We start from the raw sequence: 18,106 nt of genomic DNA, 5'->3' as shown, positions 1-18,106 counted from the left end.
GGGCTTTTTCAAATCCAAAAGACCCCAAGGGAGCCTCTCCATGCAAGCAAAACGTATCGTTGGACATGCCCCGCGCACCCAGGCGCTGGCGGATGATCTGGACACTCTGCAAGGCCCCTGTGTTGGATGTGCCGGATGTCAGGGTATCTGTCAGGCGCTGTTTGATGCCATACTGGTCCCTGACCTGATCCTGAGAGACCGCCACGCATGAACAAAGCCGTCAAGCAACACCTGATCGATCCTGAAATCTGCATCCGATGTTATACCTGCGAGATGACCTGCCCGATCGGCGCGATCGAGCATGACGACAACAATGTCGTGGTCAACGCGGATGTCTGCAACTTTTGCATGGACTGTATTCCCGTCTGTCCCACAGGCAGCATCGACGAATGGCGCGTGGTGATGGAACCCTACACGCTGGAACAGCAGTACGAGATGGACGAACTGCCAGAGCAGGCAGACATCGAAGCTGCTCCCGCAAGCAGCGACGAAGAAGCGGTGGATCCTGTGGCGGCGTTGCTGGCCGAAGCGCACAAGGGGGCTGGTGGCAAGGCCAAGGCACCGGTGTCGGCGGGCAAGCCGACGGTGAATATGTACAACCTAGGCAAACCGGCCAAGATGACGGTGCAGGGGAATTATCCGCTTACCAAAGATCCTGACCATGATGTGCGCCACATCATTCTTGACCCCGGCGCGCTGCCCTTTCCGGTGCTTGAGGGGCAATCGGTGGGCATTATCCCGCCCGGCACAGATGCCGATGGCAACGCTCATTTGCCGCGGCTCTATTCCATTTCCAGTCCGCGTGACGGGGAGCGTGCGGGCTATCACAACATATCCCTGACGGTGAAGCGGGAGGACAAGGGTCTTGCCTCAAACTTCCTGTGCGATCTGGAACAGGGCGCGACAGTTGATGTGACCGGTCCCTTCGGCGCGACCTTCCTGATGCCCTCCACTTCCGACGCACACTTACTGTTGATCTGCACCGGCACAGGATCGGCCCCTATGCGGGCCTTCACCATGCAGCGCCAGCGCAGTGGGGCAACGGGTGGCATGACGATGTTCTTCGGTGCCCGCACGCCTGAAAGCCTGCCGTACTTCGGCCCGCTCAAGAAAGTGCCGGAAAGCCTGTTGAAGCAGCATCTTGTCTTTAGCCGTATGCCGGATGCCGGGAAAGAATATGTGCAGGACCGCATGGTCGCTGAAGAAGATGCGATTGCCGCGCTTTTGCAGGATGACAAGACCCATATCTACATTTGCGGTTTGCGCGGCATGGAAGAAGGCGTCGAAAAAGCCATGACTTCCATCGCGGAAAGCATCGGCCAACAATGGACCGCCCTGCGGGATGCCATGCGCGAAGATGGGCGCTATCATGTGGAAACCTACTGAATGACTGCGCCTTTTGTGCATCCGGTGAATGTGACATGGGGCGATTGTGACCCGGCCCGTATCGCGTACACCGCGCGGTTGCCCTATTTCGCGCTGGACGCGATCAATGGCTGGTGGGAAGCGCATCTGGACGGAGATGGCTGGTTCCAGATGGAAATCGACCGCAATGTGGGCACGCCATTTGTAAAACTGGAGATGGAATTCCACAGCCCGGTCACGCCCCGTCATATGCTGATGTGCGAAACCTATCCTGTGCGGCTTGGGACAAAGTCGATCAGCTTCGCAGTCAAGGGACGCCAGAATGATGTGCTGTGTTTCGACGGCAAGTTCACTTGCGTTTTCACGATCGCAGACCAGTTCAAAAGCCGCGAAGTGCCATCCGAGATGCGTGCGATCATCGAACCATTGATCCGTGCGGAGTGACGCAAAAAGAACAGGTAAGTTGAGGTGACGGTGACGCTCGACCAGACACAGGCGAACGACGAAGACAGTGGCATACGTATGATCAGACGCCTTGCCGCCCGTGTGGCCGAGGCACGACGCCTGCGAGGGCTTCCACGGCGCGTCCTGTCGGAAATGTCCGGTGTCTCACCCCGCTATCTGGCGCAACTGGAGGCGGGGGAGGGCAATATCTCTGTTCTGTTGCTGCAACGCGTGGCGGATGCACTGGATCTGCGGATCGAGGCGCTTCTGGCCGAAGACATTCCGCTGGACCATGATGTGCAACGGGTGGCCGCCCTATTTCGACAGGCACCTGCGCCTGTGCAGCAAGAAGTGCGCGGCATGCTGGCGGAGCAGAACCCTGCGGTCATGCGCTCCGGCCGTATTTGTCTGATCGGGTTGCGCGGTGCGGGTAAGTCGACGTTGGGGCAGATGGCGGGTGCGGCCCTCGACATCCCTTTTGTCGAACTGAACCGCGAGATCGAGGATGCGGCGGGCATGCCGCTGGCCGAAGTCATGGCGTTTTATGGGGAGCCCGGTTATCGCCGGATGGAGGCTGAGGCGCTCGAACGGGTCTCGACCCGGCATGACCGCGTTATCCTAGCCGTTGCCGGCGGGATTGTGGCCGAAGAAAAGACATATGCCCATCTTTTGCAGCGGTTTCACACGGTCTGGATCAAAACCAGCCCGGCCGAGCATATGCAGCGGGTGCGCGCACAGGGCGATTATCGTCCAATGCAAGGCAACCCCGCCGCCATGGCGCAGCTCAAGGAGCTGTTGAAGGCGCGCACGCCGCTTTATGCGCAGGCCGAAGCGCAGGTGAACACCGCGAACCGGGCTGTGCGGTCTTCTTTCAACGATCTGATGGCCGTGGTTGCCAAGAATCGATTCCTCGACGCTGCATCCCATGATCAACGCTAAGGCGCTGACCCGGATACAGGATGCCTTCTGGCTGCAGGCTGAACACCTCATGTACCACCACACCAATCCGTGGGAGCTGGACGAAGCGTTATGCGACTGGGGCTATGCGATGGGCCCCTGCGAAGCACAGGATCTGGCGGGGCTTGAGAAGGTGCTGGCGCGAAACCCTGACCGGCCAGTGCCCATTTTGCCGCGCATGGTGGCCGAAGGGCGCATGGGGAAGGGTGGTGGCGTAGGTTATTACCGATATCCAGGTGGGGGTGGGGCAGTCATTGATCCGCTGATCGAGGATTTGATCCTTGAGGAAGCGTGGTTCGGTAAAGTCACCCGATCCGAATTGGCGGACGTCGACCTTGTCACCCAGATGCACAGCGCCTTGCGGGATGTCTGTGCAAAATTGCGAGGCAATGGCCTGACAAAAGAGAGCCTTGGGGAGTTACTGGTGCAGGGTCTGAGCTTTCCGGCAGGCAAAGTTTCGACATTCATCAAAGGCTAGACGTTTTTCGTTTTTGATAGAAAAAGGGCCGCGCAGAACGCGGCCCTTGATAGCTGGTTGGGGTTGGACCCTAGGTCCAGGCCATCCGCGCCGGGTGGTATTCGAACCCAATGTGGTGGCCTGCGCCTGCCAAACCCTCTTTGGTGTGGTTGTAGAGAGACCGCCAGTATGGCTGAATCGTGACGCCTTCGTCCTGAATCATCGCTTGTCCCTTTGCCATGATCTCACGGCGCTTTTCGACGTCCGCAATGGCCAGTGCTTCGGCAAGCAATGCGTCGAACTCAGGGTTGGACCAGCCGAATTCGTTCCATGCTTCACCCGAGCGATATGCCAGTGCCCAGATTTGCACGCCCAGCGGACGCGCGTTCCAGTTGGTCGAGGAGAAGGGGTACTTCGTCCAATCGTTCCAGAACGTGGAGCCGGGCAGGATCGTCCGTTTGACGTTGATGCCTGCATCGCGCAGCTGTGCCGCGACCGCGTCGGTGGTGTCCTTGCGCCATGCATCGTCGATCGAGAACAGCTCATGCTCGAAATCGGCCATGCCGGCTTCTTCCATCAACGCCTTGGCACCTGCGGGATCAACCTTGCGTGGTGGGATTTCCGCAAATTCGGGATGCATCGGACCGACATGGTGGTTATCGGCAACCAGACCTTTGCCCGCATATCCCAGCTCAAGCAGGACAGCATTGTCGACCGCCATCGTAATCGCCTGACGCACACGTTTGTCTGCATAGGGCTGTTTGCCATCAACTTCGGCCAGCTGGTTGGGGCGGATGACAATTGTCGCCGCTGTCGCGATTGAGTTTTCGACCCAGCCGTCCAAGGTGGACATGATGTCGATGTACTCGCCCTCCATAGAGTAGAAGGCATCGACTTCATCCGCTTCCGCCGCTGCGATCCATGCAGAGGGGTCAGTGCCGTAGTCGATGTACTCCAGGCGGTCGATGTAGGGGCCGCCATAAACATCGGTGCCCCACCATGTGTGATCGGGGTTTTTGACCAGCACGCTTTTGACACCAACCTCAAGCGATTCAGGCAGATAGGGGCCTGTGCCGATCGGGTTATCCAGCATTGTTTCGGCGTCAAAAGAACTGTGAACGATGGCCGCAGGATAGTCTGCCATGCCGGGGATCAGCGTAATGTCCGAGGCTGGCAGCTTCAGCTTGACGGTATGGGTATCGACGACTTCAATCGCGCCTTCGATGGCTTTGCCGCTTTCTTCGTCGATCAGCGTGGCGAAACGACCGGCCATTGAATTGCCTTCAAGCGATTTGTCACACCAGCCGGTGATGTTGCGCGCCACGTCTTCGGCGGTAAAGTCGTCGCCGTTGTTCCACTTGACGCCCTGACGGACATTCAGCGTGTATTCGGTCGCATCATCGTTGATTTCCCAGCTTTCCAACAGGGCAGGGGTGAAGGTACCGTCGTTTTCCCAGATGGCCAGATACTCGAGCCAGCCACGCGAAAAGTTGGCGATCTGTGACCAGTCGTACGTACGCGGATCTTTAAGGGCGCGGACTTCCATCTGCATGCGGACGGTGCCGCCCTCTTTGTGGGCTGCTGCCTGCGCAGGGGCGGGCATGCCGATCATGGCATAAGCGGTCGCTGTCGTGGCACCGAATGCGCTGGCCAGCGCCAAAAACTCACGGCGGTTGACCGGGTCTTTTTTGGCGGCTTCGGCGCTGTCCAAAATGGACTGCGGCAGGGGCTTACCCGTGCGTGTCAAAAAACTCATTATTCTTCCTCTCTGTTGGATAGCGCCAGTCTGTCTGTCGCCGGTCGGTGATGCGGCTTGCCCGCATTTATTGTTGTGCCCCTTTTGGAACATCCTTCATAGTCAAACACAGTGAGTTCAAAGGTCAAGCCTGTCTCACAAAGTTGTAAGGCTCGGGTACCCTTAATATGAAGGGAAACTGACACATGCGGGCTGCGAAGACGTGGTGAACGAGACTGTTCTTGCCGCTCTCATGTCTGTGCCGCCGTTTGCAGGCCGATGCGTGTCGGTAAAGAGCAAGATTTTCAGAACCGTCACATCCACCGGATATGCCAGCTGAGCTGGGCCTGTATTTAGAATTCGCGGTGGCAGGCTTTAGATCATTCCCGCCCCGCGGGTCTTTTCTGACTTTTAGTAAAACAACCGGGACGCTTCGCACAGGAACGTCCCGATTCTTGTCTCGAAATTGCAAGGGGGCGGTCGAGGAGGACACGCCATTCAGCGCGGCCAATCCCAAGCCATAGAGAGGCAGCGCCTTTCCGATCGCGCTGCCGTCTGCGCCCTATCGGCGTCAGCCTTGCAAATCAGCCCACATTTCGAGGTCGCGTTTGTCCGTCCAGATGCGGGGGTGCAGGATGCCGCGGGCTTCGTCATAAGCGCGGGCGACGTTGAAGGGCAGGCAGTGCTCATAGATGGCATAATCCTTGAATTTCGGGTCGCAGGAGGCGCGGACGGCGTCCCATGCTTCCTTAAGGCTGCCGCCCCGCGCGGCCACTTTCGCGGCGGGAGCATAGGTGCTGTCCACAAAGTCACGCGTGCTGTCGATGGCCCGGTTGACCGCTTCTTTGCCAATCAGTGCGCCGCCACGACCGGGCGCGATGGCATCCACGTCATAGGCCGCGATCCGGTCCAATGTGCCGCCCCAATCGCCGAAATATCCGTCACCGCAATAGCAGGCAGAGTGATCTTCGACGATATCGCCGGTGAACATCACATTTTCATCCGGGACATGGATGACCGCATCGCCAGCCGTATGGGCGCGGCCGATGTGTTTGATATCGACTCGCCGCTTGCCCAGATAGACGGTCATGCTGTCGCTGAATGTGGTGGTGGGATAGGTCAGGCCGGGGATGCTTTCGTGTCCCTCGAACAGGCGGGGGAAGCGTTGGAATTCGCTGTCCCAGTCTTCTTGCCCGCGTTCCTCGACCATGCCGCGCGCCACGTCGGACATAATGATCTGGTTGGCGCCATAGGCGCTGGCGCCCAATACGCGTACGGCGTGATAATGGGTCAGCACCAGATGGGTGATCGGCTTGTCCGTAACTTCGCGGACCTTTTCGATGACCTTGTTTGCCAGACGCGGGGTCGCCTGTGCCTCGACAATCATCACGCTGTCATCACCGATGATCACGCCAGAGTTCGGATCGCCCTCGGCGGTGAAGGCCCAAAGGTCGCGGCCCACCTCGTCAAAGGTGATTTTCTTTTCGGTCATGTCCCCTTGGGAAGCGAATGCTTTGGCCATTGTAGTGTCCTGTCTGTTGCGGTGCCCGGTGGGTCGGGCAGGATTTGGTATTTATGAAAAGGGTGAAGATCAGGGGTATTTCACCGCCGGAAGGATCGTGCCTGAACACGCGCCAAAGCCGATGCGGTAGTCTTCGCCTTGCGCATGGCCTGTCAGGATCAATGTATCACCGTCTTCGATAAAGCTGCGGGTACTGCCGTCTGCCAGCGTGATCGGCTCCTTGCCGCCCCAGCTGAGTTCCAAAAGGCTGCCGCGTTCGGATTTTTCTGCGCCTGAAATGGTGCCTGAGCCCAAGAGGTCGCCGGCGTTCATCGCGCAGCCCGAGGAGGAATGATGCGCCATCTGCTGGGCAGCAGAATAGTACATCTCTTTGTAGTTGGTCCGTGCGAGGACTTCTTGCGTGCCGCCGTTTGGTTCGATGATGACGCTGAGGTCAATGTCATAAAGCGTGTCACCGTCTTCTTGTAGATAGGGGAGAAGGTCGAATTCACGCTTTGGCGTGGGGGCGCGAAACGGCTCCAGTGCGGCGGTGGTGACGATCCACGGCGAGATCGAGGTGGCGAAGGCTTTGGCCTGAAAGGGGCCGAGCGGCTGGTATTCCCAGGCCTGGATGTCGCGGGCCGACCAGTCGTTCAGGATCACATAGCCAAAGATCATCGCATCGGCGTCTTTGGCCGTAACCGGTTCGCCCATCTCGGTCGATGTGCCGACAATCGCGCCCATCTCGAGCTCGATATCAAGCCTTTTGCACGGTCCGAAGGACGGCAGATCGGCGTCGGGTGCTTTCAGTTGCCCGTTGGGGCGGATGATATCGGTACCCGAGACGACCACGGTAGAGGCGCGGCCATTGTAGCCGATGGGGATGTGCAGCCAGTTGGGCGGCAGGGCGTTTTCTGCGCCCCGGAACATCGTGCCCACATTGGTCGCGTGATGGCGGCCTGCGTAGAAATCGGTGTATTCTGAGACCACCATCGGCATGTGCAGTCGTACATCGGCCATCGGAACCAGATGCGGCGCGACCTGGGCCTGTTCGGCAGAGCCGGTCAGCAGCATGCCCATGAGCCGCTCGCGCAGTAATTTCCACGTCCCTGGCCCAAGCTCCATCACGTCGTTCCAATAGGGCACGTCGAACACGGGCTCTTCGGACAGGGTCAGGATGCCCTCCTCCTCAAGCGCGGCCATATCGAGCACCATATCGCCGATGGCCACGCCGCAGCGTGCCTCGAGGCTATTGGTCGAGAAGACGCCGTAAGGCAGGTTGTTGAGCGGGAAATCGGTGTCGGGGGAATTGGCGCTTTCCACCCATGAGGTCAGTCGTGTCATTGGTATTCCTTATACGCGCGGCAGAGTGATCCGCCCTGCGGTCCGAATGCAGGGCAGGGAGCGGTATGCCGAGGTTATTTCTTGCCGGGGGTGCCGTCGAACTTCTTTTCAATGTCGGACCAGCAGTCGATGTAATCGTCCTGCAAGGGCGCTTCCTTGGCGGCAAACTCTGTCAGATGCTGGGGGAAGCGGGTTTCGAACATAAAGGACATGGTGTTGTCCAGCTTTTCTGCCTTGAGGTCCGCGTTCGATGCGCCTTCAAAAGCGTTCTTGTCCGGTCCGTGCGGCAACATCATGTTGTGCAGGGACATGCCGCCGGGGATGAAGCCCTTTGGTTTGGCATCGTACTGGCCATAGATATTGCCCATCATTTCGGACATGACGTTCTTGTGGTACCACGGCGGGCGGAAAGTATCCTCGGCCACCATCCAGCGTTCACGGAACAGGACAAAGTCAATATTCGCGGTGCCTTCGACGCCGGAAGGGGCGGTCAGAACCGTAAAGATCGACGGATCGGGGTGGTCGAACAGGACAGCGCCCACCGGGCAATAGGTTGTCAGATCGTATTTCACCGGGGCGTAATTGCCATGCCATGCCACGACGTCCAGCGGCGAGTGGCCGATCTTGGTCTCGTGAAACTGCCCGCACCACTTGATCGTCACTGTCGAGGGGGTCTCGCGGTCTTCAAATGCGGCCACGGGGGTTTTGAAATCGCGCCGGTTCGCCATGCAATTCGCGCCGATGGGTCCACGGCCCGGCAATTCGAACTTCTGATCGTAGTTTTCGCAGACAAATCCGCGCGCCGGCCCTTCGAGCACTTCGACCCGGTACAGCAGCCCGCGCGGCAGGATCGCGATTTCCTTTGGTTCGAGGTCGATGACACCCAGTTCGGTGCAAAAGCGCAAACGGCCTTCCTGCGGAACAACCAACAGTTCTGAATCAGCGGAGTAGAAATAGCTGTCCACCATGCTGTCGGTCACCAGGTAGATGTGGCTGGCCATGCCCACTTGGGTATTCACGTCACCCGCGCTGGTCATCGTGCGCATGCCCGTGAGCCATGTCAGCTTGTTCTCGGAATGGGGCACCGGATCCCAGCGGTATTGGCCAAGGCTGGTGACGTTATCGGGGATATGGGGCGCTGACTTCCAATAGGGCAGGTCGATCCGTTCGTACCGGTGAGAATGTTTGACCGAGGGGCGGATACGGTAGCACCATGTGCGTTCGTTCTGGTGGCTGGGCGCGGTAAAAGCGGTCCCGGACAACTGCTCGCCATAGAGGCCGTAGTTGCACTTCTGAGGAGAGTTCATTCCCTGCGGCAAGGCACCGGGCAGGGCTTCGGTCTCAAAATCATTGCCAAAGCCCGGCATGTAGCCTTCCTGCGTGCCAGTCGGTGTCGCAGCGCTGGTCATATCGGTGGGATTCAATTGGCGGTTCATATCTGGCCTTCCCTTTTTGGTCTGTGCAGTCTTGGCACTCTATGTAATAGTTGTTTTTGTAACTAACAACAGATGATCTGATGCCTGACCCAGAATTCGAGCTTGAGAATTTCCTGCCATATCTCTTGAACCAAGCGGCAGAGGCGAGTTCGCTGGCCTTTCAACAGGTTTACAAAAAGCGCTACGGGATGTTGCGGACGGAATGGCGGGTGCTGTTTCATTTGGGCGTGTACGGCCAGTTGACGGCCAGTGACATCGGTGCGCGTGCGCGGATGCACAAGACCAAGATCAGCCGCGCTGTGCACCGTCTGACAGAGCGGCGTTTCATCGAGCGGGTCACAGACAAGGCCGACCGGCGGGTGGCGCATCTGACGCTGACAGCACAGGGACGGGCCGCTTACGACGACCTGCGCAGCGTGGCGCAGACCTATGAGCGTAATCTGCTGGCGCAACTGGCCCCCGAGGAAGTCGGCGCCCTGCGGCAGGCCTTGCTGAAACTGTCAGGTGCTGCGCCACAGGACTTTACTTAAATCGCAATAGCGGTCACGGCTGGGACATGAGCGATCAAGTCAAAGGTTTGTTGATCACGTTTTTCGGTGTGCTTTTTGTCGTGCCGGATTCACTTTTTGTGCGGTTGATTGATGCGGATGCGCTGACGGTCGCCTTTTGGCGCCTGCTTTTATCCGGCGGGTTGACGGCAACGTGGGTGCTGGTGACTGGCGGCACTGCACCCTTTCGCGCGGTTTTGCGTACCGGGCGGTATGGGTTGATCTATATGATTGGCGTCGGGGCCAGTGGCGTGCTGTTCGTGCTCGCGGTCAGCCTGACATCCGTGGCCAACGTGGTCTTCATCATCGCTTCGCTGCCAATTTTCGCTGCGATTTTCAGCCGCGTGTTCCTGTTCGAACCGTTCAGCCGCCGCACCTTGCTGACCATCGCCGCCGTTGTGCCGGGATTGGCAATCATCGCCTACGGGTCGGGGGAAACCGACCATGCCAGTCTTGCAGGTGACTTGCTGGCGTTGGGGGTATCGGCCCTTTTCGCGGCGGCCCTGACAGCAGCGCGGCATGCGCGGGCAACATCGATGGTGCCGGGGGTGGCAATGGGATGCTTGCTGGCGGCGCTTTGTATCCTGCCCTTCACGCAGCCCTTTTCCGTTCCGCCGGAGCAAGCACCGTTGGTGCTGGCCCACGGTGGGTTCATCCTGTTCAGTTCAGTGCTGCTGGCCATCGGCCCGCGCTTCATCACTTCGGCGGAAGTCGGGTTGTTGGTGTTGCTGGAGTCGGTTTTTGCGCCGCTTCTGGCATGGGCCGTGATCGGGGAGAACCCCGGTTCTTATGCGGTGGTAGGGGGCAGCATCGTGATCGGGGCGCTGTTTATCTCGAACCTTGTGCTGCTGATGCGCCAGCACCGGATCAAAAGGCGCGCGCTTTAGAAATCGGCGGTCACGCCCGGCAGGTTCAGCGCTTTGATCAGGTCACGCAATTCCTGCCGCGCTGCGACATTCGAGATATTAAGCTGCTTCACACCGATGTCCTTGAGGTCAAGCAGGGTCAGGCCGCGTGGAAACAGCTCGCGAAAGATTACCCGCTCGTTAAAGCCGGGTGCCACACGAAAGCCGATGCGCTTGGAGAGGTTCTTGATCGCCCGTTCCATCTTGTCTTTGTTCACCATGCGCTGGGCACCCATGCGGTTGCGCACCACGACCCAGTCAATCGGCGTCAAACCTGCTTGGCCGCGTAGCTGCCGTGCGGTCCAGACCATTTCGGAATAGACAGAAGGACCGGTGATCTTGTCGCCCATTGCATCGGTATGGGCCAAGAGATCAAAGTCGATAAAGCTGTCGTTCAGGGGTGTAACCAGCGTATCAGCCAAGGAATGGGCCACCTGAGACAAGCGCGTATGAGAACCGGGGCAGTCGATCAGGATGAAGTCGTTGTTTGGCTCCATTGATGCGACCGCGGCACTCAGACGGTGATCATAGATATTTTCGCCGGGCTTCAGGTTGGCTTCGGCAATTTCGGGCAGTTCGCACAGGGTTGGGCTTGCGAGTTCTAGATTGGCGTCTTTCAAGAATGCTTTGCGGTTGTCGATGTACCGCCCGAAGGTGCGCTGACGCAGGTCAAGATCAAGCCCGCTGACGCGGTGTCCCATGCGGGCCAGGGCCGTTGCAACATGCATGGAAACCGTCGATTTCCCCGCGCCGCCCTTTTCGTTCCCGACAACGATAATATGCGCCATGTACCTGTCCCTTTGCCCACCTGCGTACTAACAGGATATAGTTAGGCATAACTATATGTGGGGCGGTACGCTTTTGGAAGTGCGGCTTTGCTTTGGTTTGATCGGAGTTCAGCACCAGCCATCAGCATGATCTGTCACGCATCCCTGCATATGCAGACTTTGGGCGATTTGAATGTGACTTTTTGGCTGCAACCGGCGCAAACAGCACCGGGTTGCGCGCCGGAAACGTGGATCACAAAGTGAATGATACGGTTAGCTTAGTCGAAAAAAATTGCCCTAAAATTGTCTTAAATTTTCTGACTGTCGCCCTGTTCGGCACCAAACTGCACCACAGTCTTCAATTAAATTCAAATCAGAAACAGTGAGGAACCCACCCCCTAGTATGGGTCGGGGTCACCTCACTTGCAATGATTTGAGGCGAGGCGATGCCAGTTACATCCGTACAGGTATATGAGTTTGACCCCCTTGGTGCGTTTGAGACTGCAACCAATTTCTCAAGGGTTTACTCCGGTCCAGCGACCGCTGACGGCTCGGCTGTCATCACGGACAATGCGGCGGGTACTGGCAGTGCCTTCCTTGAGGACGTAGCCGTCGAGACAGCAACCGCTACGACCGTCCTGAACGGGGTCACGGACAACACGGCGCGGCAGATATATGCAGAGGAAGCATGGACCTTGCGCGACGAGGAAACGGGGCGGATCTTTCAACTGATCACCTTCCGCGTCAACGCGGGGCCGAACACGGGCTATTACACGCTGTCCGAGATTCCGCTGGTGCAGGGGCGCGAATATACGACCCTCGACTATGACACGACGCCAAATACCGCCAACGGCGACGACACCTTCAGCTATGCGGACTACGCCGTTTCCGACGGGATCGTATCGGGCACCGCCGGCGATGATGTCATCGACGGCAGCTATAACGGCGACCCGGGCAATGACGTTGTCGACGGGAACGATGCACCGGGGGCCGCCGCGCCAACGCCGCTTGATTTCAACTGGTCGGGCTATGCGGATGAACAGGATTTGCGCAACCTCGCAGCACCGCAGGATACGGGCGGCATCAATGTCACCGTTGGCTATTCTGATGTGCAGACGAATGAAGAGTTTTCGGCTGAACTGAGTGGAGGCACCAACAACGGTGTCTATGTCGCCCCCGGCGAAACCTTCAGCAACAATTCAGCAGGCTATCTGTTTTCCAATGGCGCTGCCGATGATTCGATTATCACCTTCGACTTCGCCGCCGTGTCGGGGTCGGGCTTTGTCGACAGTGTCGAGAATGTGGCATTTCGCATCAGCGACCTTGATGGAATAAACAACGGCACGAACGATTTTCAGGACATTGTAACGGTCCGTGCATTTGATGCTGCGGGCAATGAAATCCCGGTCAATATCACCGGAGGCAGCAACCATACGGTTGTTGGCAACACGATCACGGCCGGTCTGACCAACTATGCTCCCACGGCTGCGCAAGCCTCTGCGTTGATCGAGATTGCAGGACCGGTTGCCCAGATTGAGGTCGTCTACGGCAACGGCGGAACGACCGGTCAGGCGATCTATTTCTCTGATATCGAATTCGATGCGATCCCTGTCGGCAGCAATGACGATTCCATCGAAGCGGGTGCCGGCAACGACATCATCGAAGCTGGCGCTGGTGATGATACCGTCAGTGGTGGTACCGGCAATGATACGATCAGCGGTGGTATCGGATCTGACACGCTGTCCGGTGATGCCGGGGATGACACGCTGAATGTCGGCAGCGGGGATACCGCCAGTGGCGGCGATGGCGACGACACCTTCCTGATCGATGCCGGTGCCCTGAACGGAACTGGTTTGTCAGTCGTCGGTGGCGAAGGGGACGAGACCACCGGCGATGTGCTTGACTTCAACGGGCAGTTGCTTGCCGGATCGGTTGTGCTGACGGACAGCGACGGTCCCGGACCGGGAAAAAGCGGCACAGCGACACTGCTTGATGGCAGCACGGTTACATTTTCCGAAATCGAAAGCATCATCTGCTTTGCACAAGGAACGGCCGTTGAGACACCTTACGGGCCCCGCCGGGTCGAAGACCTTGCCCCCGGTGATCTGGTTCTGACCCGCGATCACGGGCCACAGCCGCTGCGCTGGGTCGGATCAAGGACTGTTGCGGGCGCAGGCAGTTTTGCCCCTATCCAATTCGCGCCGGGCAGTATCGGCAACAAAGATCGGCTCGTCGTGTCGCCACAACACCGGATGCTCATCGATGACTACCGCGCGTCCATGTATTTTGGCGAAGATGAAGTGTTGACGGCCGCTCATTTTCTGGTGAACGGCGATACGGTCGTGCGGCGAGAGATGGCCTCCGTCAGCTATTTTCATCTGCTGTTCGACACGCATGAACTCGTTCTGTCGGGCGGCACCTGGTCCGAAAGCTATCAGCCCGGCAGCTACAGTTTGCCTGGACTTGACGACCGCGCGCGGGATGAGTTGTTCCGGCTATTTCCGGAATTGCGCAGCAATCCAAATGGCTATGGTCAGGCCGTGCGGCCCAGTCTGAAACGCCAGCAAGGTATGCTACTGGCCGCATGACATGAAAAAAGGCGCAGCCCGCAAGCTGCGCCCTTTGATGTTCGACAAGGTAGTGCTTCTTACAGCGACAAACCTGCGTACTTGCTCTTGAACTTCGACACGCGGCCGCCGGTGTCCATCAAACGGCTTGTGCCGCCGGTCCACGCAGGGTGCACGGATGGGTCGATATCAAGCGACAGCTGGTCGCCTTCTTTGCCCCATGTCGATTTCATTTCCACAACGGTACCGTCTGTCATTTTGACGTTGATCATGTGGTATTCGGGATGTGTATCGGTTTTCATCGGTCCGCCCCTTACGCTTTTTTCGGCTTGTAGTTGGAATTCTCGACGATACGCGCAGATTTGCCGCGACGCGAGCGCAGGTAGTACAGTTTGGCGCGACGCACGCGACCGCGGCGGACCACGGTGATGCTGTCGATGTTCGTGGAATGCAGCGGGAATACACGCTCCACACCTTCACCAAAGCTGATTTTGCGCACAGTAAACGAACCGGCGATGCCGTGACCGTTGTTGCGCGCGATGCATACGCCTTCGTAGTTCTGTACACGGGTACGCGTACCCTCTGTCACTTTAAAGCCGACGCGGATGGTATCGCCCGCACGGAAATCGGGGATTTCCTTGGCCAGTTCAGCGATCTGTTCCGCTTCAATCTCTGCAATCAGGTTCATCTGATGCTTCTCCTTTAATGCTCGTGGTGTTCCACGAAGTTTTTACGCGATCCAAGAGCTTCGGGGTCTATCGGGACTGCACCGTGGTGGCCCGCCGGAGGTAGCATCGTCTTTCCTTGTTTGCCTGGCGCAAAACGCAAAGCGCTGGAAAGGCGGCAAAGCGATTCCAGTTGCGCGGGTTCTATGTGGCTTACGGGTAGTAATCAAGGGGGCAATTGAGGCACCCGCGCCGCATATAACGGCATGGGTGCCCTAAGCCCCGGTATTTTGCCGATTTCCGTCAGGCGATAGCGATCAAGCCCAGCACAACAAGCAGGAAGAGGACCAAGACCACACCGATGAGAAACTTGGCACCGGTTAATGCGACACCGGATATGCGGCCAAAACCCAGCAAGGCCGCGACAGCGGCAACAATAAGCAGAATAAGAATGATGTTGAGCACGGGAAATCCTCCAGTTGATATACCATCAGAACGCCCGAGATCGCGATAGTGTTCCGCGCGGCCTATGTCTCTCCATCGTTTATGTGACCATTCCACAGGTCCGGGCGGCGCTGTTTCGTCAAAGCTTCGGACTGCGCCTTGCGCCATTTTGCAATCTCGCCGTGATTGCCTGACATCAACACCGGGGGTATCTCGCGGCCTTCCCAGACAGGGGGCCTGGTGTATTGAGGATGCTCCAGAAGGCCAGCGGAATGGCTTTCCTCAACGGTGCTGTCCGCATTGCCCAAGACACCCGGCAACAGCCGCACGGTGGCGTCGATCATGGCCTGCGCCGCCAGTTCACCACCAGTCATGACAAAGTCGCCCAGCGAAACTTCGGTCAGGTTATAGTGTTCAATCACCCTTTCATCGACACCTTCAAAGCGCCCGCACAGCATTGTCACGCCCTGACAGGTGGACAGGTCACGCGCCATCGCCTGGTCAAAGCGGCGGCCGCGCGGTGACATATACAGGATCGGCCAACGCCCGCGTGCCTGGGCCTGTGCAGTTTCGATCGCGGGGCCAACCACATCGGCTCGCAGGACCATGCCCGCACCACCACCCGCAGGTGTGTCATCGACATTGCGATGTTTGCCGATGCCGAAACGGCGCAGATCATGCGTGTGCAACTGCCAGCGGCCCTCTTGCAGGGCCTTGCCCGTCAGGCTGCCCCCCAGAACACCGGGAAAGAGATCAGGAAACAGTGTAATGACACGGGCCTGCCAGACGCCGCTGTAGTCGGGCTGCGGCTGCATCAATTCACGCGGCTTGAGCGACGCCGTCACGGATTGACGGCCATGAGAGCGGGCAGGCGTTTTCATGACAGACCCGCCTGTGAAAGGATCGCGGCCTTGGCGGCGTTGCGGGCTTGCGCGTCGCTTGCGTAGGTTTGGTTCGCGGCTAGCAATGCCTGCAGAACTGTATCGCTGGGACGCCGGTTGACATACTTTGCAGGGACCAGCTCTGGGCGCAGGGCCAATGGAACTTCGGCCAGATCAAGCAGGGGATCCAATGGGCCCAAGGGCAGATCGCGGCAGTTTTCAAGGCGGATGCTGTGAACCTTCACGGGCACGCGGCTGGCAATATCTGCCACCGTCGCCTCAAGATCGGCAGCACCGGCAAAGCGTGCGCGGAAACTGTCGAAATCAAGTGTCATATTGGAGGACTTTACATGTTCGGCATAGGCCGAAGCCAGCCAGGCTTCTGGGGCACGGGTGGTCAGATAGATCAGGATCTCGGCTTGCGGGTACCGTGACTTGAGTATTTCCCAATAGGCATACAGCAAAACGGGGGCAGCCCCGTAATTGGCAAGGTCGTCGCGACCGGGAAGGTGCCCCAAGAGTTCTTCAGCCGAGATGATCAGCGTGCGGCGGGGCATGCCGGGTAGTTCATTCACCATCTGGCCAAAGCGGGTCTGTACCTTGATCAGGGTCAGCGGATCGTGATCCATCGAATACCCGCGGGCGGCGGCGACAACATCCTTGAGATGCCAGCGCAGACGCAGTGCCACATGGTGTTTCAGCGCCACGCGGTTTTCACGCAAAGTTGCTTGCAGGGTGGACGTGCCGGTTTTGTGAAACCCTGTATGCAGGATAATCCGGCGCGCCATCAGCTGTCTTCGCTTTGTGGCAGAATGCCCAAAGGCGGGTCCGCCACAATACGGCCAGAGGCCAGATCGACCGTGGGCACTGCCGATTTGGTGAAGGGCAGAAAGACGGTCTCGGAAGAGCCGGCCAATTGCAGTTCCAGCAGATCGTCGGCACCGTGGTTGTTCACTGTCTTCACACGGCCCAAAAGCACACCGCCGGTGTCGAATACCTCAAGCCCTATCAAATCCGCATAGTAGAATTCATCATCCGGCAGCGAGGGCAACTGTGTGCGTTCGGCATATAGGACCGTGCCGCGCAGGGCGTCCGCGTCCTCTTTGGTGGCCACATCCGGGATACGGGCGGCAAACCCGTTCTTGATCGGGCGCAGGATCGCGAGGGCAAATTGATTGGCACGGTCTTCGGTCCACAGAGGGCTGTAGCGTTCGATGTCTTCGGGCACGGCGCAATAACTTTTGACGCGCAGTTCGCCACGCACGCCATAGGCACCTGCGATGGCACCCACAGGAATGAGATCGGTCATTGTAACAGCTCCGAGTTGACGCAGATTGTGCCGGTCCATTGGCCCTCGCCCGTGGCGCATTCGACCGACATTTGATGGCGGTCATACCAGATGCCGATGGCAAAACCGATGACGAGCGTTAGAAGGGGCAAGATCAGGCGGAACATCAACGGCTTTCAATGTGCAAGGCGGGGGCGCGGGTTTCCCAGCCTTTGGTTTCCAGTTCGGGGGTTGTGGTGTTTTCGGCAGGCCACCCCAAACACAGGTAAGCCACCAGTGTCCAACCCTTCGGCACCTCAAGATCAGCGTTCAGACGGACGGGGTCAAGGACCGAAACCCAGCCGATGCCAAGACCAAGGCTGCGGGCCGTGAGCCACATGAGGGTGATGGCGCCCACAACCGAATAGCGGCGCATCTCCGGCATGGAGGCGGCACCCAGACCGCTGCCTTTGCTTGTGCTGTCATCACAATAGATCGCAAGGTGTTCGGGCGCTTCGCGCATGCCCGAAAGTTTGAGCGAGGCATAGAGTTTTGCTTGATCCCCGGTGAAACCGGCCAAAGCCTGCGTGTTGCTGTCAGTGAAATTTTCGATGGCCTGTGTACGGGCAGCGTCCGAAGTGACGCGCAGAATGCGCCAAGGTTCTGACAGCCCGACAGAAGGGGCGAGGGAGAAGGTGTCGAGACATTGCTTAAGCAATGCCTCATCCACCGGATCGGTACGAAAGTGGCGCACATCGCGCCGCCAGCGCATCAGATCGTGCAGCCCGGCACGGAAGTCATCAGAAAATCTGTCCATGCCGGG

21 protein-coding genes are annotated in these 18,106 nt (G+C 58.4%); 8 read left to right on the top strand and 13 right to left on the bottom strand.

Features of this window, described 5'->3' with window-relative positions; all coding sequences use genetic code 11:
• Positions 1-40: 40 nt before the first annotated feature.
• Genes Z945_RS20695 through Z945_RS0107100 form a run of 5 tightly spaced genes read left to right on the top strand, consistent with a single transcriptional unit; the run spans position 41 to position 3,244 of the window.
• On the top strand, positions 41-211 hold the full coding sequence (locus tag Z945_RS20695; RefSeq protein WP_169736949.1) for a hypothetical protein: 171 nt from the start codon (positions 41-43) through the stop codon (positions 209-211).
• Positions 208-1,386, top strand: coding sequence for a benzoyl-CoA 2,3-epoxidase subunit BoxA (gene boxA / locus Z945_RS0107115; RefSeq protein WP_025051409.1), 1,179 nt, complete (start codon positions 208-210; stop codon positions 1,384-1,386). Before Z945_RS20695 ends, boxA begins: the two co-directional genes overlap by 4 nt.
• Positions 1,387-1,809, top strand: coding sequence for an acyl-CoA thioesterase (locus Z945_RS0107110; RefSeq protein WP_025051408.1), 423 nt, complete (start codon positions 1,387-1,389; stop codon positions 1,807-1,809). It begins immediately after the preceding gene.
• 24 nt (positions 1,810-1,833) lie between these two features.
• The gene (locus tag Z945_RS0107105) at positions 1,834-2,748 is read left to right on the top strand and encodes a helix-turn-helix transcriptional regulator (RefSeq protein ID WP_025051407.1); all 915 of its coding nucleotides are present in this window, start codon (positions 1,834-1,836) and stop codon (positions 2,746-2,748) included.
• Positions 2,735-3,244 carry a 3-hydroxyacyl-CoA dehydrogenase family protein gene (locus Z945_RS0107100; RefSeq protein ID WP_025051406.1) on the top strand — a complete coding sequence of 170 codons (510 nt, stop codon included), beginning with the start codon at positions 2,735-2,737 and terminating at the stop codon, positions 3,242-3,244. Before Z945_RS0107105 ends, Z945_RS0107100 begins: the two co-directional genes overlap by 14 nt.
• 70 nt (positions 3,245-3,314) lie before the next feature.
• Here the strand turns inward: Z945_RS0107100 and Z945_RS0107095 are convergent, their stop codons facing one another.
• From Z945_RS0107095 to hmgA, 4 genes are all read right to left on the bottom strand, one after another.
• Entirely contained in the window at positions 3,315-4,979 is a 1,665-nt protein-coding gene (locus Z945_RS0107095) for an ABC transporter substrate-binding protein (RefSeq protein ID WP_025051405.1), read from the bottom strand.
• A 550-nt stretch (positions 4,980-5,529) separates the two neighbouring features.
• Positions 5,530-6,480: an MBL fold metallo-hydrolase gene (locus Z945_RS0107090; protein ID WP_025051404.1), complete on the bottom strand. Its 951-nt coding sequence runs from the start codon at positions 6,478-6,480 to the stop codon at positions 5,530-5,532.
• A 69-nt stretch (positions 6,481-6,549) separates the two neighbouring features.
• The gene (gene fahA / locus Z945_RS0107085) at positions 6,550-7,803 is read right to left on the bottom strand and encodes a fumarylacetoacetase (protein WP_025051403.1); all 1,254 of its coding nucleotides are present in this window, start codon (positions 7,801-7,803) and stop codon (positions 6,550-6,552) included.
• Positions 7,804-7,877: 74 nt separating this feature from the next.
• A complete protein-coding gene (gene hmgA, locus Z945_RS0107080; RefSeq protein WP_025051402.1) occupies positions 7,878-9,239 on the bottom strand; it encodes a homogentisate 1,2-dioxygenase in 1,362 nt (453 codons plus the stop codon).
• An 80-nt stretch (positions 9,240-9,319) separates the two neighbouring features.
• Here hmgA and Z945_RS0107075 point away from each other — a divergent pair, with 80 nt between their 5' ends.
• Positions 9,320-9,769, top strand: a complete 450-nt coding sequence (locus tag Z945_RS0107075) for a MarR family winged helix-turn-helix transcriptional regulator (RefSeq protein WP_025051401.1) — start codon at positions 9,320-9,322, stop codon at positions 9,767-9,769.
• A 26-nt stretch (positions 9,770-9,795) separates the two neighbouring features.
• Positions 9,796-10,674 carry a DMT family transporter gene (locus Z945_RS0107070; RefSeq protein ID WP_025051400.1) on the top strand — a complete coding sequence of 293 codons (879 nt, stop codon included), beginning with the start codon at positions 9,796-9,798 and terminating at the stop codon, positions 10,672-10,674.
• Here Z945_RS0107070 and Z945_RS0107065 read toward each other — a convergent pair.
• Positions 10,671-11,480, bottom strand: a complete 810-nt coding sequence (locus tag Z945_RS0107065) for a division plane positioning ATPase MipZ (protein WP_025051399.1) — start codon at positions 11,478-11,480, stop codon at positions 10,671-10,673. The genes Z945_RS0107070 and Z945_RS0107065 overlap by 4 nt on opposite strands.
• A 425-nt stretch (positions 11,481-11,905) precedes the next feature.
• On the opposite strand from Z945_RS0107065, the gene Z945_RS0107055 reads away from it, so the two are divergent.
• Positions 11,906-14,047 (top strand): Hint domain-containing protein, encoded by a 2,142-nt coding sequence (locus tag Z945_RS0107055; RefSeq protein WP_025051397.1) that lies wholly within the window; start codon positions 11,906-11,908, stop codon positions 14,045-14,047.
• 59 nt (positions 14,048-14,106) lie between these two features.
• Here Z945_RS0107055 and rpmE read toward each other — a convergent pair whose 3' ends face one another.
• The 8 genes from rpmE to bluB all read right to left on the bottom strand — a co-directional run bounded on the left by rpmE (position 14,107) and on the right by bluB (position 18,100).
• The gene (gene rpmE / locus Z945_RS0107050) at positions 14,107-14,328 is read right to left on the bottom strand and encodes a 50S ribosomal protein L31 (RefSeq protein WP_025051396.1); all 222 of its coding nucleotides are present in this window, start codon (positions 14,326-14,328) and stop codon (positions 14,107-14,109) included.
• Positions 14,329-14,339: 11 nt separating this feature from the next.
• A complete protein-coding gene (gene rplS / locus Z945_RS0107045; protein WP_025046987.1) occupies positions 14,340-14,714 on the bottom strand; it encodes a 50S ribosomal protein L19 in 375 nt (124 codons plus the stop codon).
• Positions 14,715-14,994: 280 nt separating this feature from the next.
• Positions 14,995-15,156 (bottom strand): DUF1328 family protein, encoded by a 162-nt coding sequence (locus tag Z945_RS20300; RefSeq protein WP_025051395.1) that lies wholly within the window; start codon positions 15,154-15,156, stop codon positions 14,995-14,997.
• Between the two features lie 62 nt (positions 15,157-15,218).
• Positions 15,219-16,016 carry a tRNA (guanosine(37)-N1)-methyltransferase TrmD gene (trmD, locus tag Z945_RS0107035; RefSeq protein ID WP_025051394.1) on the bottom strand — a complete coding sequence of 266 codons (798 nt, stop codon included), beginning with the start codon at positions 16,014-16,016 and terminating at the stop codon, positions 15,219-15,221.
• On the bottom strand, positions 16,013-16,804 hold the full coding sequence (locus Z945_RS0107030; protein ID WP_025051393.1) for a hypothetical protein: 792 nt from the start codon (positions 16,802-16,804) through the stop codon (positions 16,013-16,015). The genes trmD and Z945_RS0107030 overlap by 4 nt, the downstream gene beginning before the upstream one ends.
• Positions 16,804-17,325, bottom strand: a complete 522-nt coding sequence (gene rimM / locus Z945_RS0107025) for a ribosome maturation factor RimM (protein ID WP_025051392.1) — start codon at positions 17,323-17,325, stop codon at positions 16,804-16,806. The genes Z945_RS0107030 and rimM overlap by 1 nt, the downstream gene beginning before the upstream one ends.
• The gene (locus Z945_RS20690; RefSeq protein ID WP_169736948.1) at positions 17,322-17,471 is read right to left on the bottom strand and encodes a hypothetical protein; all 150 of its coding nucleotides are present in this window, start codon (positions 17,469-17,471) and stop codon (positions 17,322-17,324) included. The genes rimM and Z945_RS20690 overlap by 4 nt, the downstream gene beginning before the upstream one ends.
• Entirely contained in the window at positions 17,471-18,100 is a 630-nt protein-coding gene (bluB, locus tag Z945_RS0107015) for a 5,6-dimethylbenzimidazole synthase (protein ID WP_025051391.1), read from the bottom strand. The genes Z945_RS20690 and bluB overlap by 1 nt, the downstream gene beginning before the upstream one ends.
• Positions 18,101-18,106: the final 6 nt, after the last annotated feature.

It is taken from the genome of Sulfitobacter noctilucae (genome assembly GCF_000622365.1).
GTDB classification, from domain to species: Bacteria; Pseudomonadota; Alphaproteobacteria; order Rhodobacterales; family Rhodobacteraceae; genus Sulfitobacter; species Sulfitobacter noctilucae.
This window is presented reverse-complemented; position numbering and strand designations above follow the sequence as displayed.